Raw genomic sequence first — 23012 nt, forward strand, 5'->3', positions numbered from 1 at the left:
AACGGATGCGTTTCGAGATGCGCTTAAGTTAAAGGGCAGATGGAACAAGGTTTTGTTCTCAACGCTATTGGAGTCATTGCCAGATGGCCACAGGGATTGGGAAGACGTGATCGAATACTGGGGAATGGTGTTCAACAGTGAGGAATTGATTTCTTACGTTTGCGAACCTATCCCTCTTGCTTTCCTCGACAAGAGATTCTCGAAATATCTCAATCCTATTGTGAATGCGTTTGGCGTCGTTCATGTTGATGCAGAAGATATAAGCGTGGAAGCCTATAGAATTGACAGAAATATTCTTAAAGAGATATTTATAACTTTGACGGATGTTGTTGACTACAATTCCACTTGTCTTAAAGACATTTGGCACGCAACGGTCACTATGCCGGTTCGCAAAGACTGATCAAGTGTGTGAGCGAATGCTTCACCGATCCGTCGCTTCTTCCGCGCTCGCCTCGATGCGCTCCATGTCCTCGTCGCTCAGGCCGAAATGATGGCCGATCTCGTGGATCAGGACATGGGTGATGATGTCCCCGAGGGTTTCTTCGTTTTCAGCCCAATAATCGATGATCGGCCGGCGATAGAGGCGGATCTTGTTCGGCATCTCCCCGGTCTGCGCGGTGAAACGTTCCGATATGCCACGGCCTTCGAACAGGCCGAGCAGGTCGAAGGGCGTTTCCAGCGCCATGTCCTCGAACACCTCGTCGTCAGGAAAATCTTCGATGAGAATGATGAGATCGCCGGTCAGCGAGCGAAATTCGTCCGGCAGGTGGCCGTAAGCCTCCATTGCCAGCGATTCAAATGTGCTGATTGAGGGCGCGTGGCGGTCCCGCCAATCCTCGCTCTGGTCAATGCGGGCCATAAATGCTCCCTTTCTTAGCTGGTCATATAGAGCCTTTGTTTCGGTTTTTCGAGAGTGGAATCAGACAGAGGAATATTTTCTCATAAAATGGTGTTGACTCTTCCTTGGACCTCTGGAATCCATAAGAACATAACAGGAACATATTGGATCTGGAGCTAACGTCATGGCTGAGGCCGCCGTGGCGCGGGATACGCTTTTTGCCCTGCGTGAAACCATCGCTCGACTGGAAGGCAGGCCGATACCGGCGCTGGCAGCCGTGGCGCATGAGGTGCTGGCGGCGGAGCCGGGAGCCGATCCGGCGGATGATGTCCAGTCGCTTGCGACTGGGGTCGCCGATCTCGACGAGGCGATGCAAGGCGGCGTGCCGCTCAATGGGCTGACGGAGATCCGATCGCTGGCCTTACGTGACGCCGGAGCGGCCAGCGGATTCACTCTCGCCCTCGCTGCACGGCTTAGAGCTCTTGCTGTGCAGGCTGGGGGGCAAGCTGCCGGCAAAAGCGCAACCGTATCCCCGGTTTTATGGATCGGCGATACGGTCGCGGCGATGGAGGCGGGCCTGCCCTATGCGATCGGGCTCCGGGATTTCGGATTGGAGCCGGCCGGCTTTCTGCAGGCATTGCCGCGTAAGCTGGAAGAGGCGCTATGGCTGGCGGAGGTGGCGCTCGCCAGTGCAGCTTTTGCGGTCGTCATTCTGGAGGTGCGCGGCAATCCGGCTCGCTTCGGGCTGACTGAGAGCCGCCGACTTGCGCTTCGGGCCAAGGCGGCGGGGCGGCCTTTGTTTCTATTGCGTCAAGCGGGTGAGGAGGAGGCGAGCAGCGCCCTCTTCCGCCTGCTCGTCGAACCCGCGCCGGCCCTGGCGCGGCCCCTGCCAGATGGATCGCTGCTTGGCGGCAGCATCGGTCATCCGGCCTTTCGTCTCACCCTGGAAAAAAGCCGTAACCCGGCGCCCTTTTCCATAACCCTGGAGTGGAATGCCCATGACCGCCAGTTTGCCCCTGTCCTCGACGCTCAACGCCCCGCCTTTCCCGGCGAATACGCAGCGCATTCTGGCGCTGACCTTTCCGCATCTGCCGACCGACCGGATCGCCCGCAAGCGATGGGGTCTGTCGTGGCGTTCGGCAGGCCGGCTTGAAGCGCCGCCACTTGCCTGTACCGGCAAGCTGAACAATGCCATACGGCTTACCGCGCTCAATGAAAGGGCCGAGACGATCGGCTTGAAGCTCAGCCAGGGTGTTGCCGAGGCAAAGGCGATCTGTCCCGACCTTGACGTCGTGGAAGAAGATCCGGGTGCGGACCGCAAGCTGCTGGAGGCGATCGCCGATTGGTGCGATCGCTATACGCCGCTGGTGGCAATCGACGGCAAGGACGGGCTCTTTCTCGATATTACCGGCTGCGCCCATCTCTTTGGCGGCGAAGAGGCGCTGCTCGAAGATATCCTGATCCGGATTTCCCGTCTTGGGCTCGATGTCCGCGGCGCCATCTCCTCCGCGCCGGGCCTGTCTTGGGCGGTTGCCCGTTTCGATGAGAGCCGCGTCATTCCTCCCGAGGCCATGGAAGAGGCGCTGGCGCCGCTGCCGGTCGCTTCGCTCAGGCTTGGCGAGGAAACCGTCGCCGCATTGCAGAAGCTGGGACTGAAGCAGGTGGGCGATCTCCTGGCCGCGCCGCGGGCGCCGCTGACCCGCCGTTTCGGCGCTCAACTGCTTTTGCGACTCGATCAGGCTGTCGGCCTGAACGAGGAGCCGATCTCGCCGCGCCGGCCAGTCGCGCAGTTGTCAGTCGAGCGGCGGCTTGCTGAACCGGTGCAGGCGGAGGCCGATATCCTGCAACTGGCCCACCAGCTTGCCGAAACACTGAAATCGGGGTTGGAAGGACGAAGCGTCGGCGGCCGCTTGTTCGAGCTTTTGTTGTTCCGGATCGATGGCGCGGTGTTCCGCATCGCAGCCGGAGCGTCGCAGCCGCTGCGGGAACCGAAACGGATCGCTAGTCTGTTTACGGAGCGCTTTAGTGCTGTTCATGATGATCTCGATGCGGGATATGGTTTCGAGATTGTCCGCCTCAATGTCCTGCAACATGCGCCTTTCGACGCGGCGCAGGGCGATTTCGTCGAGGAAGACCAGCAGGGCACCTCGCTTGCCGCCTTTGCCGACCGGGTCGCGGCGCGACTGGGGCCGGATTGCCTGCAGGGCTTCGAGCTGCAGGAAAGCCATATTCCCGAACGGGCCGTTCGATCGATGCCTGCCGTGGAGGACATCCTTGCTGCCCGCAGGCGGACGGGGAGCGAATATGCCGGTCACGACTTCTCCCGTGGTGAACGGCCTCTCCGGCTGTTTCGCATGCCCGAGCCGATCGAAACCTTTGCTACCGAAGTGCCTGACGGCCCGCCCCGGCAGTTCCGCTGGCGGCGGATCACGCATCAGGTCCTCCGGGCCGAAGGGCCGGAGCGGCTTGCGGCGGAATGGTGGATCGACAAGGAGGAAACTCCGGCCCGCGACTATTTCCGCATCGAGGACGAGGCCGGGCATCGTTATTGGCTGTTTCGCAAGGGTCTCTATGGCCAGGATGCCGCGCCGAGCTGGTACATGCACGGGGTCTTCGCATGAACACCCATCCGTCCTTTTCCGCGAATCCTCCCTTTTTCGAGATTGGAGCACGGTCGAATTTCTCCTTTCTCGAGGGTGCTTCGCATCCGGAGGAAATGGTTCCGGCTGCCAAGATCGCCGGGCTCACTGGTCTTGGTATCGCTGATCGCAACAGCGTTGCCGGCGTGGTCAGGGCGCATGTCATTGCCAAGCAGCATGGCTATCGCTTCCAGCCAGGAGCCCGCCTGGTCTTTTCGGACGATACGCCCGACATTCTTGCCTATCCGCAGAACCGCCAGGGCTGGGCGCATCTCTGCCGGCTGTTGAGCGCCGGCAATCTGCGTGCCGAGAAAGGGAAATGCGAGCTTCACGAGGCCGATCTCCTGGAATGGGGCGACGAGATGATGCTGGCGCTCGTCCCCGATGCGGCAAGCGTGGAGACGCCGAAGGGTCAGGTAAAATTAGAACAATGCCTGGCGCGGCTATGGATGCGCTTCGGCAGGAAGCTCCATATGGCGCTATCACCCGCCTATGACGGGCGGGATCATTTGTTCTTCGCGACGCTTTCCATCCTCGCGCTCAGAAACGGGGTACGGTTGATCGCCACCAATCAGCCAGTCTATCACGCAAGCGAGCGCAAACCGCTTGCCGATATCGTCGTTTCGATCCGTGAACATATCCCGATCGCCGAGGCCGGTTTCAAGCTGGCGGCCAATGCCGAACGCTGTCTGAAGGGCGGGGCAGAAATGATGCGCCTTTTCAAGGACTATCCGAAAGCCATCTCCAATACACAAAAGTTTTTTAGCCGGCTGTCTTTCTCATTGGATGAGCTGAAGCACAATTATCCCGATGAGAGTGTAGACGGCGAGACCGTGTCGGAAACGCTGGAACGGCTGACGCGGGCGGGTGCAAAATGGCGCTATCCCGAAGGCACACCCGACAAGGTCGCCAAACAGATCGACTACGAACTCGATCTAATCAAGCAGAGGCAATATGAGCCTTATTTCCTGACAGTGTATCGCATCATGGAATATGCCCGCAGTGAGAATATCCTGTGCCAGGGGCGTGGTTCCGCCGCTAATTCCACCGTCTGCTATTGCCTTGGAATTACCGAGGTCAATCCGGAGATCACGACGCTCTTGTTTGAGCGCTTTATCTCGACGGAGCGGGAAGAGCCGCCGGACATCGACGTCGATTTCGAGCATGAAAAGCGCGAAGACGTCATAAAGTTTATCTACAAGCATTATGACAAGGAGCATGCCGGACTGACGGCGGCAGTCACCAGCTACCGAGCGCGCTCGGCCGGGCGCGAGGTGGCCAAGGCCTTCGGCCTGTCGGAGGATGTGCAGTCGGCCTTGGCCAGCGGCGTCTGGGGCTGGTCGACGGAGGGACTGTCCGAACGTGAGGCGAAGGTTGCCGGCCTCGATCTCGGAGATCGGACGACGCAGCGCGTTCTCTCCTATGCCACGGCGCTGATGGGTTTTCCGCGTCACCTGACCCAGCATGTCGGCGGCTTCGTCATCACCAGGGACAGGCTGGATGAAGTCGTGCCGATCATGCACACGGCGATGGACGATCGCTACATGATCGAATGGAACAAGGACGATCTCGATAGTCTGAATATCCTGAAGATCGATGTTCTGGCACTGGGCATGCTGACCTGCCTTGCCAAGGCTTTCGACCTGCTTCAGCTGCATTATGACGTGAAGAAGCAGCTCGCCGATCTTGGTTATGCCGATTATCCCGATGGCAAGCCGGTTTATGACATGATCTGCCGGGCCGACACGATCGGCGTCTTCCAGATCGAAAGTCGGGCGCAGATGAGCATGTTGCCGCGCCTCAAGCCCCGTAAGTTCTACGATCTGGTCATCGAAGTAGCGATCGTCCGGCCCGGTCCGATCCAGGGCAATATGGTGCATCCCTATCTCAAGCGACGGGAGGCCGATCAAGCGGGAAAGGTGCTCGACTATCCGAGCCCAGAGTTGAAGGAGGTCTTGAAACGAACACTGGGTGTCCCCCTTTTTCAAGAGCAGGCCATGCAGATCGCCATTACGGCAGCGGGATTTACGCCTGCGGAGGCTGACAAGTTGCGCCGGGCGATGGCGACATTCAAGCGAACCGGGACCATCCACACTTTCGAGAAAAAGATGGTCGAAGGCATGGCTGCGAGAGGATATGACCGTGAATTCGCCAAGAACTGTTTCGAGCAGATCAAGGGCTTCGGCGAATATGGCTTTCCCGAAAGCCATGCGGCTTCCTTTGCCTTGCTCGTTTACGCCTCTTCCTGGCTTAAGGCCTATTATCCCGATGTCTTCTGCGCGGCGATCCTGAATGCCCAGCCCATGGGCTTCTATGCGCCGGCACAGCTCGTGCGCGATGCGCGTGAGCATGGCGTCGAGGTGCGGCCGGTGGATGTCAATCATTCCGGCTGGGATTGTCTGCTGGAGAAAGCACGGTTCAATCAGGACTCAGTCGAGCCGCGTCATGCATCGATGCGCGAGCTCATCAAGACGCAATGCGCCGTCCGTCTCGGTTTTCGGCAGGTCAAAGGCCTGTCGGATAAGGAGATAGATCAGCTCGTCGAGCGCCGTGGGGATGGTTACAGGTCCGTGCGCGATCTCTGGCTGCGCTCCGGCCTCGCCAAGGCGCAGATCGAGCGCCTGGCGGATGCGGATGCGTTCGGCTCCATGGGCTTGAGCCGTCGGGAGGCGTTATGGGCCGTGCGGGCGCTCGATGCCGGCAGTGCCGCTGAAAAACTTCCCCTCTTCGATCTTGCCGACCACACCGACCTGCTGGTGGAGCCCACTGTTTCGCTGCCTGAAATGCTGCCCGGCGAGCAGGTGATCGAGGATTATCGCTATCTGTCGTTGTCGTTGAAGGCGCATCCTGCTTCCTTCCTGCGAGCCGATTTCGCGCGTATGGGCATCATGCAGAACCGGGATTTGCACGATGTTCCTAATGGACGGATGGTGACGATCGCCGGACTGGTGCTGGTGCGACAGCGACCGGGATCGGCGAAGGGCCTCATCTTCATGACGCTGGAGGACGAGACCGGCATCTCCAATGCGATCGTCTGGCCAAAAACGTTCGACAAGTACCGCGCCATCGTCATGGGCGCCCGGCTGGTCAAGATTCGCGGCCGTCTGCAGAGTGAAAGCGGTGTCATTCATGTGGTGGTCGATTATATCGAGGACATGACTCCGGCGTTGGGGATCCTGCAACGCGAAGCCAGGCGCTTCGGTGTCAATGATCGGGCAGACGAGGCCCTGCGTCCAACCATGGATCACCGGCAAAAGAAGTGGCTCACTGAGGCAAGCCGGTCGGCGAGGGAGCAGACCGCAGAGGTGGCGGCAGATGGCCCCAGAGATATTGCCGAAACGGCAAGTGTCATGCCGCGCGGCCGTAACTTCCATTGATGCGCCGGGGTACGTCTCACACTGAAGTGACCCTGCCCCGCCTGTCGCGGTGAAAAATGAATCGATTCTTTCTTGACAAAGAACATCTTCTTTCGCACAAACAAGACAGCAGATGTCATGTTTGACGGGCTGAATGAAGAATGCTGGTTTGCAGTTGCAATTACATCACCGACAAAGAAATCCGGGAGGCCATCATCGAGCTCCTCGATCAGGATTGTTGGCAGCTCATCGTCCCCGCCAAAGTCTATCACGCCATGTCAAAGCGCGGCCGTTGCTGCGGCTGTTTTCCGAATGTCGTCGACATCATAATTAAAACGACCGAGGACTATCATGCCCGCCGCCACTCGACGGAGGCGGAAATATTTGATTTCATGTCCCGCTTGAAAAAATTCCACGAAGAAAACGGGAGAGCGGACATTGAAAGGCGACAAAAAGGTCATCGAGCGGCTTAACGAGGCGCTGTTTCTCGAACTCGGTGCCGTCAACCAATATTGGGTCCACTACCGGCTTCTGGAAGATTGGGGCTACACCAAGCTTGCCAAGAGGGAGCGTGCGGAATCCATCGAAGAGATGCATCACGCTGATCGTCTCGTCGCTCGCATAATCTTCCTCGAGGGACATCCGAACCTGCAGACGCTCGCGCCGCTGCGCATCGGCCAGAATGTCAAGGAAGTCCTGGAAGCCGATCTCGCCGGCGAATACGACGCCCGCACCGCCTACAAGAAATCACGCGACATCTGTCACGACGCCGGAGACTATGTCTCCATGAAGCTGTTCGAGGAGCTGCTAGCGGACGAGGAAGGCCATATCGACTTCCTGGAAACCCAAATCGACCTGCTCGGTAAGATCGGCGAGGCCAAATACGGCCAGCTCAACGCTGATTCAGCCGACTCCGCCGAATAATTCGCCCAGCGCAATTTCAGGAAAAGTGCGCGGCCGGTTTTCCGTCCGAAATTGGGATAAAAATTAAAGGATAGAGCGGTTCAGATTCCGTGAAATCTGGACCGCTCTATCGATCCCGGCCGCTTTTCAGCGACTGGCCTTTGCTCAGTCTTCCGCCTTCAAACCGGCTAGGTGCTGGAATTCAGCGACAACCTGGTCGTACACCGACCGTTTGAAGGCGACGATCAAGCCGGGCAGCTCTGCCATCGGCTTCCATTCCCAGGCGTCGAATTCCGGCTCGTGGCCGCCCGGCGGCGGGTTGATGGCGATTTCGCTTTCGGCGCCGTCGAAGCGGAAGGCAAACCAGCGCTGGGTCTGGCCACGGTATTTTCCCTTGAGGCCGATGCCGATCAACTGTGGCGGCAGATCGTAATTGATCCAGTCCTTCGCTTGGGCGAGCAGCGTCACGGACCTCATGCCTGTCTCTTCGTAGAGCTCCCGATGGGCCGCCTCCAGCGGGTCTTCGCCTTCGTCGATGCCGCCCTGCGGCATCTGCCAAAGCTGCGGCGAGCCGTCATATTCGGAATTACCATCCGGAATACGTTTGCCGGCCCAGACCAGCCCTTCGCGGTTGAGCACCATAACGCCGACGCAGGGGCGATAGGGCAGGTCTTCAGCTCTGACTGGTCGATGGCTCTTGCTCATGGTTATCCTCTAACGATCAGGGATGTTTGGGGTCGTCGGCTAGGGCCGAGACGGCAACGATCTCGATACCGCGCATGGCTGCTTCCTCGCTCCATTTGCTGATTGCATCAACGCTTTCGTCAAAAGCGGCCGCGACGCCGATCGCCGAACCATTGCGGTGCGCGATGCGCTCCAGCTCGTCAAGTTTCTTCAGAATGGCGTCCTGCGCCAATTCTCCGTCAAGCTGCACGTCGGCAAAAGCATGCGGCACTTCCAAGGCCTTGGCGATGGTGCCGGATTTGGACTGCGCCGAGGAGCCGTCATCGAGGAACAGCAAGCCGCGCTTGCCGATATCGCGCATAACAGGTTCCATGGCATCGGCATTCGAAAGGAACCGTCCGCCGAGATAGTTCATCACGCCGGTATAGTTGGTGATCTCGCCCATGGCCTTGTGCAGGTCTTCGATGTTCTTGGCTTCGGGCTGGGAAGTCAAAAGCGTATCCGGCCCGGGATCGTTTCCGGGATAATCGAAAGGCTCGAAAGGCACCTGGAGCAAGATTTCATGACCGCCGCGCCGTGCCTCCTGCACCCAGCGCTGCAGGCTGTTGCCGGTGGCGGCAAAGGCGAGCGTGATCTCCTCGGGCAGCTTCGCGATAGCCCGCTGAGTGCCGGTCTGGCTGAGGCCGAGACCGCTGACAACGATGGCAACGCGCGTGCCGCGGGCGCCGGACCAGGGCCGTGCATATTGGTCCATTGGTCTTAGCCCGCTCGGCGCCGTGATTGGCAGTTTGCCGAAGGGCGAGTCCTCCAGCAGGCTGTCGTTCGGTATTGCAGCTATGCGCGGATCCTGGCCGACCCGATTGGCGTTGATCAGTACCGGGCCGCTGCCGTCGCGCGAGTTCGGACTGAACATCGTCACGACTGAACCGTCGCTGGTGACAATGCGATGCGTATCGGCACCAGATTGCGGGTCGACCTGCGTCAGGCCCGTTTGGTTGCTCGCAGCAGGTTTTTCGGCTGCCGTTGCTGGCGGTGGCAGACCCTTTTGGGCTGTCTCGATCGGCGGAGTTTTCTGAAGATTGTCGCGCAGCAGCGCCGAATAGAGGGAAAAACTGGCGATCGCGATCAGGCAGAAGCCAGCAAGGATGCGCCCAATGGGCGGACGCCGCCGTTCGCGGCCAGGGCCGCGGTTTTGGCCCAGCGGTGCATGCAAATCCGTTCCCAAAGTCCGTATCCACCCCAAGCGGGAAGCCGTCTGCCCCAGAGCATTCCGCCTTCATGCGCAGCCATCAAAGCGGAGAGGACGCTCCAGGTACAAAAAAATCAAGCATGATCCAAAATGATATCGAATAAGATCATACCTATTCAAATAGTTAGAGCGAGATGAGATGTCATCTCGCTCCGGATATGAAAGCGCCGGGTCTGTTTCCAGCCCGGCGCTATTTCTTACTTGGCGGAAACCGCCTTGTCCGGGTTCGGCGGGAAGGAAGGGTCCTTCTTTACGCCGCGCAACAGGTCAAGCGCGTAGTTCAGCTGAACATCGTCTTTCGGATCCGGCGGCACATAGGCGGCCGAGCCAGAGCCCTGGTCGGTTTCGCTCTGGCCTTTGATGTGGCCCGGCAGACTGGATTCGCCTTCGGTCACCAGCTTGCCCTTCAGATCGTCGGGTAGTGGCTCGTCGACTTTGATGTCAGGCGCAATACCGGTACCCTGGATCGAACGACCCGATGGCGTGTAGTAAAGCGCCGTTGTCAGACGCAGCGCGCCGTTGCCATCGCCAAGCGGGATAATGGTCTGGACGGAGCCCTTGCCGAAGGACTGAGTGCCGACAACGGTCGCGCGGCGCAGATCCTGCAGGGCACCGGCGACGATTTCCGAAGCCGAAGCCGAGCCGCCGTTAATGAGCACGATGATAGGCTTGCCATCGGTCAGGTCGCCCGGGCCGGCGTTGAAGCGGCGGGTTTCGTCCGGATTGCGGCCGCGAGTGGAGACGACTTCGCCACGCTCCAGCACATCGTCAGCGACGTTGATCGCTTGGTCGAGCAGCCCGCCCGGATTGAGGCGCAGATCGAGGACGTAGCCCTTCAGCTTGTCGGCCGGGATATCCTTCTTGATCTTGGCAATCGCGGCTTCCAGGTCCGGCGTGGTCTTTTCGGTGAAGGAGATGATGCGGAGATAACCGACATCGCCGCCTTCTTCGCGAGACTTGACGGCGGCAACGGCGATCACGTCACGGATGATCGTGAGTTCAATCGGCTTGTCGGCGCCCTTGCGCATCAGCGTCAGCTTGATCGGCGTCTTGACGGCGCCTCGCATCTTCTCGACGGCGTCTTCCAATTTAAGGCCACGCACAGACTGGCCGTCGATGGCTGTAATATAGTCGCCGGCGAGAACACCGGCCTTGGCGGCGGGCGTATCATCGATCGGAGTGATGACCTTGACCAGATCGTTATCCATCGTCACTTCGATGCCGAGGCCTCCAAATTCACCCTTGGTCTGGGTGCGCATGTCTTCGGCATCCTTGGCGTTCATGTAGCTCGAATGCGGATCCAGCGAGCTCAGCATGCCGTTGATGGCGGCTTCGATGAGCTTGTCCTCCTGGGGCGGCGTGACGTATTGCGCACGCACACGTTCAAAGACATCGCCGAAGATGGACAATTCCTTGTACGTGGATGCGCCCGCGGCTTCCGCCGGCACCACCGCCGTGTAGATTACGCTCATCGCGGTCGCACCCATCAATGCGCCAACGAGAACAAGAGAAGCCCTACGTATCATTGCGTGCCTTTCCAGTGTCTTTGGAGGTCCACCAAGGTCGAGAATCGACCGGCTTCCCATCTTTTCGAAATTCAATGTAGAGCGTTGGCCGATCCGTTTCCAGCGCCAATGCAGTCGCGCTCGCGACTCTTTTTTCGCCCATCACAGCGAGCGGCTCGCCAGCGAACATAAATTTGCCGAGACGCGTCTTGATCGCGTCCATTCCCGACAGCACCATGTGGTAGCCGTCGCCCGTATCCAAGATAACCATCTGGCCGTAGCTGCGAAACGCGCCGGCGTAGACAACCGTCCCGTCGGCAGGAGCGGTGACGAGCGCGTCGGGGCCGGTCGCGACGGTCATGCCCATCGCCGTATGCCCCGTTCCGTCATCATCGCCAAACTGGCGGAGAATATCACCCGCCACAGGCAGCTCCAATTTCCGTTTAAGGTCGGAGAACGGATATGCGGGCGTAATGCGGTTTTTATCAGGCACGCCGCTTTCGGCCAGTGCCTTGGCCTGTTCGCGCTGCTGGTCGGTCATCTGCTCCCGGAGAGCCTCTTCCGCCCGCGCGGCGGCAGCGGCATCGCGCACAGAACCGATCTGGCTTTCAAGCGACGCGACCAGACCCTCGAGACTGGTCGCCTGGCCCGCCAATTCTTCGGAGCGCTTGCGCTCGGCATCCAGCTGGGAGGCGTTTTCGTGCGTCTGTTTGTCGTTCTCGGCGATCAAAAGATCCATGCGCCGTTCCTCCTCCAGACTGTTGGTCATGGTGGCCGTCAGATCGGCCTTTTCGGCGGCCGTGGCAGCATGCAGCTTGGTAAGTTCGGTAAGGTCGGCGATGAGTTTATCCGTCTCCTTGCGCATGCCGGGAACGACGGCGCCAAGCAGGATGGCGCTGCGCACGGAAGCAAGCGCATCGTCCGGCGTTACCAGCAGCGCCGGTGGCGGGTTGCGGCCCATGCGTTCCAGCGCGCCCAGTACTTCGGCCAGCAGCCCGCGGCGTTCGTGCAACGATTTACGGATATTGTCTTCCTTGAGCGCGAGATCGGTCAGCTTCTTCTCGCTCTGCTGAATCTTGTGGTCCATATCCCTTCGGCGGGCGGCGCTGTCGATCAGTGCCTGGCGGAGGCTTGCGGTGCTCTTGTCGAGCGAGGCGATACCGTCTTCCAGTCCCTTCGTCTTGTCGGCGGAAAGGCTGATGGTCTTTGACAATTCCTCGAGCTCGGCTCGGGTCTGATCGCGCTTCCGGGCGAGATCTGCCGCCGGGTCGGGCGTTTGCTCTGTCCGCCGCGCCGATGGACTGGAGGCGGGCTGATCGTCCTTCGACCGTGTTGGCGCGGGTGACGCGCCGCCATATTCCTGCGCCTGGGCTATGTCCCGCAATTGAAGCGGACTTTCAACATAGACACCCACGCCAAGAGACACCGCCAAGGATGGCAGCAGCAAGCGGGAAAGCATGGGCGGGGTTTTTCTCATCCAGTCGTTTGGGCTCAGCCCCTTCAAATCGCGTGAAACTAAACCGATTTGCCGCGATTATCCAGGAAGGATCATCAATTTTGCGGCGGGAATCAAAACACGCCTGTGTGAGCGTTCCGTTAACGCAAAATATCCGAACGCCAAACTGTTTTCGAGTGCTTCCATCTCCTGCGGCGGAACATCAAATCCGATGATAGGGGTGGCCGGACAGAATGGTGACGGCGCGGTAGAGCTGTTCGGCGATGAGAATGCGCACCAGTTGATGCGGCCAGGTCATTTTGCCGAGGCAGACGGTGACGTCGGCCTTATCGTAGAGGGAAGGGTCAAGACCATCGGCCCCGCCGATGGCTAGCGTCAGGTCGCGCTTGCCTTGGTCGCGGAATGTGGCCAACAGAGCGGCGAAGGCTTCACTGTCCAGCGCCTTGCCGCGCTCGTCGAGAAGAATGAGAACGCCGCCTTCCGGGTGCGCCTTCTGCAACAGGACAGCTTCTTCACGCTTACGCGTCTCGCCGTTGGATGCGCGGCTTTCGGCGACCTCGGTCATGCGCGTCAACTCCAGGCCGATTGCTGGACCAGCCTTGGCGAAACGGTCGAGATAGCGGGCCGCAAGGTCCTTCTCAGGGCCGGCTTTCAACCGACCCACGGCGAAAAGACCTATCCGCATTCCCGCTCCCAAGCATATCCGCCGTCATTGCGGCACAGACGTAGATCGTTGCCGGACCATCACATCCGGCGATAAGAAGCCGCCAACCGGGACCGGGAATAGAACCTGGAATCGGTTAGTGCAGCGTGCCCTCGTCGAGATCAGGCGCTGCCCACATCTTTTCGATGTTGTAGAACTCGCGGATCTCAGGACGGAACACGTGAATGATGATGTCACCGGTGTCGATCAACACCCAATCCCCGCCCTCCAGGCCCTCGACGCGGGCGTTGCCCAGACCGTCGTCCTTCAGGTCGGTGATCAGATGGTCGGCAATCGCCAGGACATGCCGGTTCGAGCGTCCGGAGACGACGACCATATAGTCTCCAAGCGCGGATTTGCCAGCAATGTTGATGGTGACGATATTTTCGGCCTTGGAGTCCTCGAGGCTTGCGAGGACAGTGTGCAGGGCTCGGGCAGCGGCATCGGCGCCACGTTCCGGGCTCTTCGGGATAACGACAGGCGTTCTTCCCTTGGCGTGTACTGTTGTCAGTGCTCTTCCTTCCTTGAGTAACAGAACATGCACATAGATGATCTGAGTCGATCACGCTACAAAGATAGGCACCAAAGCATTAAGGTTTCAAGACGTCGGCTGTCACCTATTCGACGTAGAGACAAGGTTTTGTATCAAATTCCCCCTCTTTCGCACCAGATATGGGCAATTGTTCGCGAAAGTTGCGGCGGAAGCTTCAGGTGACGTCAGGTAAGGCAGAGCGTGGCGGCGGCCGCTGCCAGTCGCCGGCATCCCATGTACAGGCGAGCGAAGGGCGCGTATACACAAATAAGATCGAAACGCTCCGACGCCATGACCAAAACTGCGCAACAATCCCTGAAGCCTATCCTCCGCATCAGTTTCTCGGGGCACGACCGGCTTGGGCGCGGCAAGATGGAACTCCTTGAACATATTCGCGAAACCGGTTCGATTTCGGCTGCCGGGCGCGCCATGGACATGTCCTATCGCCGCGCCTGGCTGCTCATCAGCGAATTGAATCACATGTTCCAGGAGCCGGTCGTCGAATCGCAGCGTGGCGGACAGAAGGGCGGCGGGGCGGCGCTGACGCCATTTGGCGAGGAATTGTTGCGGCGGTTCCGCGGCATGGAAAGCTCGGTGCGGGCGGCCATCGCCGGCGATCTCGAATGGCTGGAGGCCAATCGCAGCTCTGGCGATGCAGCTTCGGAGCCACGGGCCGACTCCTGATCTCTCTTAGGGTTCGAGCGCTACGGTCTTGATGACCGCATGAATGGGCAGTCCGATCTCTAGGCCCAGCCGTTCGGCGGAAAATTGCGTGATGCGGGCAAGCACCGTGTCGCCACCGCACTCCATCTTTACGTCAACCATGCCGCCGGCCGCGGTGCCGATCGCGATCACTCGGCCTTCGAGGATGTTGAGGGCGCTTAGACCTTCAGGGCGCGCGGTTGCCAGCATGACGTCGCGGGCGGGAATGTGGACGCGTACAGTCTCGCCCACCCCTGCCGCTTCGCCGGGGACGAAAAGCTTCGCCGCCTTCAGTGCCACGATGGTCAAACAGTGCTCATGGTCGACATGCTCCACCCTGCCCTCGAGCAGAACGCCGGCTTCGCGACGGTCGGCCGCTTGCGGGCCGGAAAGCTGGCTAAAGATTTCGACCGCCGGCCCCGTCGCCTCCACCTTGCCGTCGCGCAGGACGACGACACGGTTGGCCAGCCGTGCCACTTCGGCGATCGAATGGCTGACATATATGATTGGCACCTTCGTTTCGTCGCGGAGCCGTTCGAGATAGGGCAGGATCTCGGCTTTGCGGGCCTCGTCGAGTGCTGCCAGCGGTTCATCCATCAGCAATAGCCGCGGTGACGAAAGCAGGGCGCGGCCGATGGCGACGCGCTGTTTTTCGCCGCCGGAGAGTTTCGCCGGCCGTCGATCGAGAAGCGCGGCGATTCCCAGGAGATCAACGACGCCATCGAAGCTTTCGCCGCACTCGCTTTTCGGAGCAAACCAGCTTCCGTAATTCAGGTTCTGCCGCACCGAGAGATGCGGAAACAGCCGCGCCTCCTGGAAGACACAACCGAAACGGCGGCGGTGGCGCGGAACGAAGATCTGGCTGTCGGTGTCGGCAAGCACTGCGCCATTGAGGCTGATGCGGCCATGATCGGGTTGGATCAGGCCGGCGATGATGCGGATGATTGAGGTTTTGCCGGAGCCGGAGCGGCCAAACAGGGCGGTGACGCCGCCATCTGAGGTGAAGGCGGCGTCGAGCGAGAAGGCGCCTAACTGGTGGCGGATATCGACACTTAACGTCATTCCCAGTCCACCCTCTTGCCGGCGAGATAGGCGAGGAATTCGGAGGCGAGCAATGCCGCCATGGAAATGACGATAGCGACGATCGTCAGCCGCAGTGCACCGGCGTCACCTCCTGGTACCTGTGTGAAGGTGTAGATCGCTGAAGATAGTGTCTGCGTTTCGCCGGGAATGTTGGAGACGAAGGTGATGGTGGCGCCGAACTCGCCCATGGCCTTGGCGAAAGAGAGGATCATTCCGGCAATGACTCCGGGCAGGATCAATGGCAAGGTCACGGTGAGGAATATCCAGAGCGGGTTGGCGCCAAGCGTTCCGGCTGTCTCCTCGAGCTTGCGATCGACCGCTTCGATCGACAAGCGGATACTCCTAACCATCAGCGGAAAGCCCATAACGCCGCAGGCTAGGGCGGCGCCGGTCCAGCGGAAGGAGAAGACTATTCCGAGATATTGATCGAGCGGTGCTCCGATCGGGCCTTTGCGGCCGAAGAGGACGAGGAGAATAAAGCCGGTAACGACGGGTGGCAGAATCAGCGGCAGATGGATGATGCCGTTGAAAATCGACTTGCCCCAAAACTTACCGCGCGCAAGCAACATTGCCGCGGCAATGCCGAAGGGCAGGCTCACCAGCATGGCGACCGTCGAGACGCGCAGGCTCAGCGCGATCGCCATCCATTCGTCGTTGCTCAAACCTAATGCGTCCAATTCCTGCCTCGCAAAAACATGTCAGGCCCGCCACTAGCCGGCGAGCCTGTAAGAATGAGCTTCTTGCCCACGATTGAGCGATGACGCTCACTGCTTCAGAACCGTGAAGCCTTCGTGCTCGAAGATTGGAACAGCCTTAGCCGATTTCAGATAGTCGAAATAGGCCTGCGTGTCCGGGTTGGTGCTGCTGGCAGTGATCGCGATCGGATAGATGATCGGCGGGTGGCTGTCTTCTGGAAAGGTGCCGACAACGGCAACGCGCGGATCGGCGGAAACGTCGGTCTGATAGACGATGCCGTAGGGGGCTTCGCCACGTGAAACCAGCGCCAACGCGGCGCGCACGCTTTCAGCGCCGGCAGTCTTCTTCTCAACCGAAGACCAGATGCCGAGCTTTTCGAGCGCCGCCTTGCCGTATTTGCCTGCTGGCACCGATTCCGGTTGGCCGATCGCCAGCCGTCCGTCGCCGAGAAGCCCGGCAAGGTCCATGCCTTGTTTGACCTCAATAGGCTTGGCGTTGTCCTTGGCGGCGACGAGAACGATCTGGTTGCCGAGCAGGTTGACGCGGCTGTCGTCCTTGATCAGCTTTTTCTTGGCAAGATAATCCATCCAATCGGTATCGGCGGAGATGAAGACGTCGGCCGGTGCGCCGTTTTCGAGCTGCTTGGCCAGCGGTCCGCTTGCCGCATAGGAGACGGCGATCTGCTTGCCGGTTTCCTTGGTAAAGGCGGCGTCAATGTTGTCCAGCGCGTTTTTCATGCTCGCGGCGGCAAAGACAGTGATCTTGTCGGCGGCGAAGGCCGGCGCAGGAATGACCGACATGCCAAGCCAGGCGACGGAAAGGGCGGCAGTTGCAAGCTTGATCCATTGGCGGCGGCGAGTGGCCATCATATTTCTCCGGGAAAATATCGACATATTTGGAGAGATATAACGACTGGCGAAGCTTGGCTAGAGGGATATATTTCGAAAAATATAGCGTAGCGGAAAGCGTAACCCTACGAATTTGATAGGGTTTTGCCTTTAAGGCGCATATTGGAGCATGTTGTTGCCGCAGAAATGCATGGCTAGATTCGCCCGCGAGAATAGCGAACGCTCACGGTATGAGACGCAACGTTACGAATCGTGCGGTTTTTTGGATCTTTGCGCGGTACGCGATCTCGATGGGAGGCAATAGCGCGCTTAGGTTATATAAAAGAAGCGATTTTTGAGCAGGCTGTTTTCCAAGCTATGAATAGAATGCATTGCTGCAATGCGCTATAAGCGTTTTATCATTCGGTCAAATCTGCTAAAACATAAACATCGAAACGGCGATCTCCTCCTCCCAACGCCTTTCGATAAGGGTCGGCAACCCTCCTCCTCCCAATTGCCGACCAGGTTTGAAGGCCCGACGGATCTCCTCCCCCGTCGGGCCTTTCATTTTAGGAGGATTTTCCTGAAAATCGGACTTGATATCGCGCTGACGCGGTTATTGCGCGGCGCGCAAGGCGGTCGAGCTCAATGGCGAGCGCCGGCCGTGGATGAAAGTCCAGGCGGGTGCCGGTTTTTTCCATAATATTCGTGCATCGTCTTCGTCGACGCGCGCAAATTGAAATGTCTTGGCCATTTTTGCAGAGAGATAGGATAGCGTCGATCCCGGCCGGTCGATGACGGCGATCGGAAAGGTGCGGGCGATCTCCTGCCACTTCTGCCAGCGATGGAATGTGTTCAAGCTGTCCGCACCCATGATCCAGATGAAATGAACCTGGCTGTTGCGCGCCTTCACATGCGCCAGCGTATTGGCCGTATAGCTCATGCCAAGCGTTTGCTCGAATGCTGTCACCTTGATGCGCGGATCATGGGTGATCGATTCGCTAAGCGCGATTCGTTCGGCAAGCGGCGCGAGATGATTGCGGTTCTTCAGCGGATTGCCCGGCGTCACCATCCACCAGAGCTGCTCGAGTCCGAGCCGGCGGATGGCGATTTCGGCTACCAGCGCATGGCCTTGATGCGGCGGGTTGAAGGAGCCGCCGAAAAGACCTACCACCATGCCGCGTTCAGCACGCGGCATGCGCAGATAGCGGTAATCGATCTTTTCCTCGTGCACGTCAGGGCCGTATCTGTCCGGTGCCGCGCACGCGATATTTGAAAGAAGTAAGCTGCTCGACGCCGACAGGGCCGCGCGCATGCATCTTACCCGTGGCAATCCCGATTTCCGCTCCCATGCCGAATTCTCCGCCGTCGGCAAATTGCGTCGATGCGTTGTGCAGCAGGATCGCCGAATCGATCTCGGTGAAGAAGCGCTCGACCACAGCTGGGTCCTCGGCAATCACTGCTTCGGTATGATTGGAGGAATATTTGCCGATGTGGGCAATCGCGCCGGAAATGCCGTCGACGATGGCGACGGAAATGATGGCCGCGAGATATTCCGTCGACCAATCCTCTTCTGTCGCGGCCTTCAATCCCATCACGAGCCTAAGCACCTCGGCGGAGCCGCGGATTTCACAGCCGGCGTCGGAGAGCGCGTCGAGCAACGGTTTCAGATGCGTCGGCGCGGCCTTGGCATCGACAAGCAGCGTCTCTGCCGAACCGCAGACGCCGGTGCGACGCATCTTGGCATTGACGATGATCGACCTCGCCATCTCCAGATCCGCCGAGGCGTCGATATAGACGTGGCAGAGGCCTTCAAGATGGGCAAAGACCGGCACGCGCGCTTCGTTCTGTACGCGCGCCACCAGGCTTTTGCCGCCGCGCGGCACGATGACGTCGATATTGCCTCCGAGGCCACGCAGCATGGCGCCGACGGCAGCACGGTCGCTGACGGGGACGAGCTGTATCGCATGATCCGGCAGGCCGGCCGCTCTCAGCCCTTCGACCAGGCAGTCATGTATCGCCTGAGACGACCGACGCGAATCGCTGCCGCAACGCAGAATGACGGCATTGCCAGCCTTCAGGCACAGCGCACCGGCATCGGCGGTGACGTTCGGCCGGCTTTCGAAGATGACGCCGATGACGCCGAGCGGCGTGCGCACGCGCTCGATTTTCAGCCCATTCGGCCGGTCCCAGGCGGCGATGACCTCACCCACTGGATCCGGCAAGGCTGCAATGGCGCGAATGCCCTCTGCCATCTCGGTCACGCGTTTGTCGTTGAGCGTCAGGCGATCGACGAAGGAGGCAAGAATGTCCGTGCCCTCGACATCCCTAAGATCCTTGGCATTCTCGGCAAGGATATGATCCTTACGCGCAAGAATGAAATCCGCCATAGCGTTCAATGCCTTGTTCTTGCTCTCGGTCGATGCGAAAGCCAGTGGTCGCGACGCAGCCCGGGCCTTGCGGCCGAAATCGTTCATCAAAACGTCGATGTCGGGGCTTTGTGCGACAGTATCAAGCATGAGCTTCATCCTTCTTCAATTTTTCGGCCGTGGTCTTGACGGACGCGGTCATGACGAGGTCGTCGCGATGCACCATGGCGGCGCGGCCGGGATAGCCGAGGATCGCCTCGATCTCCGCCGATTTGCGGCCGGTGATCTGGCGGGCTTCCTCGGCATCGTAGCCGACAAGGCCACGGGCGATTTCCCGGCCTGACGGGCCGATGACGGCAACAGTGTCGCCGCGGCCGAAGTGGCCGGCAACGTTGCGCACGCCGGCGGGCAGTAGGCTCTTGCCCGCGCCGAGCGCAGTGACGGCACCGTCGTCGACATGCAGCTCGCCGGCGGGCTGCAGCTGTCCGGCAATCCAGGTCTTGCGAGCGGTGACGGGCGTACCCGACGGGGCGAACCAAGAGGAGCGCGCGCCGTTTGCGATGGCGTTCAAAGGCCGATCCGTCTTGCCCGAGGCGATGATCATGGCGCAGCCGGCACCCGTGGCGATCTTGCCGGCATCGATCTTGGTGCGCATGCCGCCACGCGACAGTTCCGATGCGGCGCCACCGGCCATGGCCTCGATTTCCGGCGTGATCTCGGCGATCGCTTCCAAGAATTTCGCTTGCGGATCGAGATGCGGCGGGGCGGTGTAGAGCCCGTCGATGTCAGATAGCAGGATCAGCAGGTCGGCGCCGGTCATGGTGGCGACGCGGGCGGCTAGGCGGTCATTGTCGCCATAGCGGATTTCGCTGGTGGCGACCGTGTCGTTTTCGTTGATGATTGGCACGGCGCCGATTTTCAGAAGCTGATTGATGGTGGCGCGTGCGTTGAGGTAGCGGCGGCGCTCCTCGGTGTCGCCAAGCGTCAGTAGAATCTGGCCGGCGACGATGTCGCCATGCGACAGGCTTTCCGACCAGGCGCGCGCCAGCGAAATCTGGCCGACGGCTGCTGCTGCCTGGCTTTCTTCCAGCTTCAGCGCGCCCGAAGGCAAGTCGAGCACCGAGCGGCCGAGCGCGATAGCGCCGGAGGAGACGACCAGGACATCGACGCCCTTGGCCTTAAGTCCGGCAATATCGGCGCACATGCCGTCGAGCCAAGCCTTCTTCAACCCTGTCTTGCGGTCGACGAGTAGGGCTGAGCCGATCTTGATGACGATGCGGCGATAGCGATCGAGCGGCTTGCGAGCAGTCATCCTTGATGGTCCTCGTGATCGTCTTCATCTTCGCCCGCATCGTCGGAGACCAGCATGTCGCGGTGTCGCAGCTTCGGCGCTTTCGCCGGCTTGTCTTCGCTGGTGCCGGCGTTTGCTTCGACAATCACGTCGCGTAACGCACGCAGCACCTCGGTCATACCGCTACCGGTGACAGCGGAAATGCGGAACGGCGTCTTGCCGCAAGCCCGCGCCAGTTCGCGCGTCTTCTTCTTCAGCGACTCTTCGTCAAGCACATCGATCTGCGACAGCGCCACGATCTCCGGTTTGTCGGTGATATCGTTGCCATAGGCTTCGAGCTCGTGCTTCACCGTCTTATAGGCCTTGCCGACCTTCTCTTCCTGGGCGGAAACGAGATGCAGCAGCACCCGGGTGCGCTCGACATGGCCGAGGAAGCGGTCGCCGATGCCGACACCTTCATGTGCGCCTTCGATCAGACCCGGAATGTCGGCCAGCACGAATTCCTGGCCATCAATGGTGGCGACGCCGAGATTGGGATGCAACGTCGTGAATGGATAGTTGGCTATCTTCGGCCGGGCACGGCTGACGGCGGCAAGGAAGGTCGATTTACCGGCGTTCGGCAGTCCGACGAGACCGGCATCGGCGATCAGCTTCAGTCGCAGCCAGATAGTCTTTTCTTCGCCCGGCAGGCCAGGATTGGCCCAATCGGGGGCCTGATTGACCGAGGATTTGAAATAGGCGTTGCCGAAACCGCCATTGCCGCCGGCGGCGAGACGAAAGCGCTGGCCCTCCTGCGTCAGATCGCAAATCAGCGTTTCCTCGTCTTCCTCGAAAATCTGCGTGCCGACCGGGACCTTCAGCGTCACGTCGTCGCCCTTGGCGCCGGCGCGGTTCTTGCCCATGCCATGCATGCCAATCTTGGCCTTGAAATGCTGCTGATAGCGGAAATCGATCAGCGTATTCAGCCCGTTGACGGCCTCGACCCAGACGTCGCCACCGCGGCCGCCATCACCGCCATCCGGACCGCCGAACTCGATGAATTTCTCACGCCGGAAGGAAACGCTGCCTGCGCCACCATCACCAGACCGAATATAGACCTTTGCTTCGTCGAGAAATTTCATTTTACTTCCGTCACTCGGTATTGCGCAGAGCCCCTTGTATCGAATGGGTCTAAGGAAAGCCTATGCGCTCTTTTCAATTGTTACCGCGTCTTCTGCGTGTCCGCCAAGACAGTCAGCGCGGTCATTTGCCCGTATGTCGCCTTCGATATAGGCGGTTCAGCCGGAGGTCAAAGATTATCGTGAAGTTGGTTAGCTATAACATCCAGTACGGCTTCGGCCTTGACAGCAGATATAATCTCGAACGCATCGTCGCAAACCTTGCCGGCGCCGATGTTATTGGCCTGCAGGAAGTAACCCGCGGTTTCGCGAGCAACGGCCATGTCGACATGGTCGCCGCGATCCAAGCCCTGCTGCCGGATTATTATTCCATCTACGGGGCCGGGCTGGACGTGTTGCCGCCGGGCGCCGGCCCACGCGATCTGCGCTTCCAGTTCGGCAATATAGTGTTGTCGCGTTGGCCGATCCGTGCGACGCGGACGCTGCCTCTGCCGCGCAGCCGCACGCTTTCCAAACTCAATCTGCAGCGGGTTGCTATCGAAGCGGTGATTGATGCGCCGGGTGGCGCTGTCCGGGCCTATTCCGTGCATCTCGATCACGTCTCTCCGAACGAGGGGATCAGCCAGATTCACTATCTCAAAGACCATGCGATCAACTTTGCGCGCGATGGCGGCTCGCTGACGGGCGGCCTGGAGATCGGCTACAGCGATCCGCCGCTGCCGCAGGATTTTGTCCTGATGGGCGATTTCAACATGGTGCCGGAATCGCCGGAATATTGCGCCCTTGCCGGCCTGAGGGACGCTTTTTATGGGCGCATGTCGCGTTTCGATATGCCGATCGACGCGCTCGATGCAGTCGGCTGGCTGAAGCCGGAAGCCTATAGCTGGATGGATCCGAGGGATCGTAACAAGCGCATGCATCTCGACTACTGCTTCATCAGTTGCGGGTTGAGTGATCGTTTGCGATCGGCCCATGTGGATATCGATGCGGAAGGTTCCGATCATTTTCCGGTCTGGGTCCAGATCGATGGTTAAGGGCGGCGTCATCGCCTGGCAGAGCCG

At 59.8% G+C, this 23012-nt stretch carries 20 protein-coding genes and 2 pseudogenes; 8 read left to right on the forward strand and 14 right to left on the reverse strand.

Annotation, left to right across the window (positions count from 1 at the left end; all coding sequences use genetic code 11):
* Nucleotides 1-52 precede the first annotated feature (52 nt).
* Nucleotides 53-400 (forward strand): hypothetical protein, encoded by a 348-nt coding sequence (locus tag PY650_RS12600; RefSeq protein ID WP_285879599.1) that lies wholly within the window; start codon nucleotides 53-55, stop codon nucleotides 398-400.
* Nucleotides 401-421: 21 nt separating this feature from the next.
* On the opposite strand, the gene PY650_RS12605 is transcribed toward PY650_RS12600, so the two are convergent.
* Nucleotides 422-859 carry a metallopeptidase family protein gene (locus tag PY650_RS12605; protein ID WP_120706134.1) on the reverse strand — a complete coding sequence of 146 codons (438 nt, stop codon included), beginning with the start codon at nucleotides 857-859 and terminating at the stop codon, nucleotides 422-424.
* Nucleotides 860-1022: 163 nt separating this feature from the next.
* Between PY650_RS12605 and PY650_RS12610 the strand changes: the two genes are divergently transcribed.
* The 5 genes and pseudogenes from PY650_RS12610 (at nucleotide 1023) to bfr (ending at nucleotide 7757) form a co-directional block, all read left to right on the forward strand.
* Nucleotides 1023-1991, forward strand: a complete 969-nt coding sequence (locus PY650_RS12610) for an ImuA family protein (RefSeq protein ID WP_285879600.1) — start codon at nucleotides 1023-1025, stop codon at nucleotides 1989-1991.
* 40 nt (nucleotides 1992-2031) lie between these two features.
* On the forward strand, nucleotides 2032-3459 hold the full coding sequence (locus tag PY650_RS12615) for a Y-family DNA polymerase (protein ID WP_285879633.1): 1428 nt from the start codon (nucleotides 2032-2034) through the stop codon (nucleotides 3457-3459).
* A complete protein-coding gene (locus PY650_RS12620; protein WP_285879601.1) occupies nucleotides 3456-6854 on the forward strand; it encodes an error-prone DNA polymerase in 3399 nt (1132 codons plus the stop codon). The genes PY650_RS12615 and PY650_RS12620 overlap by 4 nt, the downstream gene beginning before the upstream one ends.
* 56 nt (nucleotides 6855-6910) lie before the next feature.
* Nucleotides 6911-7306, forward strand: a pseudogene (locus tag PY650_RS12625) ((2Fe-2S)-binding protein).
* Nucleotides 7272-7757, forward strand: a complete 486-nt coding sequence (gene bfr / locus PY650_RS12630) for a bacterioferritin (RefSeq protein WP_285879603.1) — start codon at nucleotides 7272-7274, stop codon at nucleotides 7755-7757. Before PY650_RS12625 ends, bfr begins: the two are co-directional and overlap by 35 nt.
* 144 nt (nucleotides 7758-7901) lie before the next feature.
* Here the strand turns inward: bfr and PY650_RS12635 are convergent, their stop codons facing one another.
* The 6 genes and pseudogenes from PY650_RS12635 to rsfS form a co-directional block, all read right to left on the reverse strand.
* The gene (locus PY650_RS12635) at nucleotides 7902-8441 is read right to left on the reverse strand and encodes an RNA pyrophosphohydrolase (protein ID WP_285879604.1); all 540 of its coding nucleotides are present in this window, start codon (nucleotides 8439-8441) and stop codon (nucleotides 7902-7904) included.
* Nucleotides 8442-8457: 16 nt separating this feature from the next.
* A complete protein-coding gene (locus tag PY650_RS12640; RefSeq protein ID WP_285879605.1) occupies nucleotides 8458-9645 on the reverse strand; it encodes a divergent polysaccharide deacetylase family protein in 1188 nt (395 codons plus the stop codon).
* A 221-nt stretch (nucleotides 9646-9866) separates the two neighbouring features.
* Complete coding sequence (locus PY650_RS12645; RefSeq protein ID WP_285879606.1) at nucleotides 9867-11195, reverse strand: S41 family peptidase; 1329 nt, start codon at nucleotides 11193-11195, stop codon at nucleotides 9867-9869.
* The gene (locus PY650_RS12650; RefSeq protein ID WP_285879634.1) at nucleotides 11185-12621 is read right to left on the reverse strand and encodes a murein hydrolase activator EnvC family protein; all 1437 of its coding nucleotides are present in this window, start codon (nucleotides 12619-12621) and stop codon (nucleotides 11185-11187) included. Before PY650_RS12650 ends, PY650_RS12645 begins: the two co-directional genes overlap by 11 nt.
* A 211-nt stretch (nucleotides 12622-12832) precedes the next feature.
* A complete protein-coding gene (gene rlmH / locus PY650_RS12655) occupies nucleotides 12833-13315 on the reverse strand; it encodes a 23S rRNA (pseudouridine(1915)-N(3))-methyltransferase RlmH (RefSeq protein WP_285879607.1) in 483 nt (160 codons plus the stop codon).
* A gap of 115 nt (nucleotides 13316-13430) precedes the next feature.
* A pseudogene (gene rsfS, locus PY650_RS12660) lies at nucleotides 13431-13873 on the reverse strand (ribosome silencing factor).
* A gap of 283 nt (nucleotides 13874-14156) precedes the next feature.
* Between rsfS and PY650_RS12665 the strand changes: the two are divergent.
* On the forward strand, nucleotides 14157-14549 hold the full coding sequence (locus PY650_RS12665; RefSeq protein ID WP_285879609.1) for a winged helix-turn-helix domain-containing protein: 393 nt from the start codon (nucleotides 14157-14159) through the stop codon (nucleotides 14547-14549).
* Nucleotides 14550-14555: 6 nt separating this feature from the next.
* On the opposite strand, the gene modC is transcribed toward PY650_RS12665, so the two are convergent.
* The 7 genes from modC to obgE form a co-directional block, all read right to left on the reverse strand.
* On the reverse strand, nucleotides 14556-15629 hold the full coding sequence (modC, locus tag PY650_RS12670) for a molybdenum ABC transporter ATP-binding protein (protein ID WP_285879610.1): 1074 nt from the start codon (nucleotides 15627-15629) through the stop codon (nucleotides 14556-14558).
* Nucleotides 15626-16327, reverse strand: coding sequence for a molybdate ABC transporter permease subunit (modB, locus tag PY650_RS12675; protein ID WP_285879611.1), 702 nt, complete (start codon nucleotides 16325-16327; stop codon nucleotides 15626-15628). Before modB ends, modC begins: the two co-directional genes overlap by 4 nt.
* 87 nt (nucleotides 16328-16414) lie before the next feature.
* Nucleotides 16415-17212, reverse strand: coding sequence for a molybdate ABC transporter substrate-binding protein (modA, locus tag PY650_RS12680; protein ID WP_285879612.1), 798 nt, complete (start codon nucleotides 17210-17212; stop codon nucleotides 16415-16417).
* 577 nt (nucleotides 17213-17789) lie between these two features.
* Complete coding sequence (locus tag PY650_RS12685) at nucleotides 17790-18371, reverse strand: nicotinate-nucleotide adenylyltransferase (protein ID WP_285879635.1); 582 nt, start codon at nucleotides 18369-18371, stop codon at nucleotides 17790-17792.
* Nucleotides 18372-18408: 37 nt separating this feature from the next.
* Nucleotides 18409-19692 (reverse strand): glutamate-5-semialdehyde dehydrogenase, encoded by a 1284-nt coding sequence (locus PY650_RS12690; protein WP_285879613.1) that lies wholly within the window; start codon nucleotides 19690-19692, stop codon nucleotides 18409-18411.
* Entirely contained in the window at nucleotides 19685-20854 is a 1170-nt protein-coding gene (gene proB, locus PY650_RS12695) for a glutamate 5-kinase (RefSeq protein ID WP_285879614.1), read from the reverse strand. Before proB ends, PY650_RS12690 begins: the two co-directional genes overlap by 8 nt.
* On the reverse strand, nucleotides 20851-21954 hold the full coding sequence (gene obgE, locus PY650_RS12700) for a GTPase ObgE (protein WP_285879615.1): 1104 nt from the start codon (nucleotides 21952-21954) through the stop codon (nucleotides 20851-20853). Before obgE ends, proB begins: the two co-directional genes overlap by 4 nt.
* 179 nt (nucleotides 21955-22133) lie before the next feature.
* Between obgE and PY650_RS12705 the strand changes: the two genes are divergently transcribed.
* Nucleotides 22134-22985, forward strand: coding sequence for an endonuclease/exonuclease/phosphatase family protein (locus tag PY650_RS12705; RefSeq protein WP_285879616.1), 852 nt, complete (start codon nucleotides 22134-22136; stop codon nucleotides 22983-22985).
* Nucleotides 22986-23012 lie beyond the last annotated feature (27 nt).

Source organism: Martinezella calliandrae, from assembly GCF_030272695.1.
Lineage (GTDB): Bacteria > Pseudomonadota > Alphaproteobacteria > Rhizobiales > Rhizobiaceae > Rhizobium > Rhizobium calliandrae.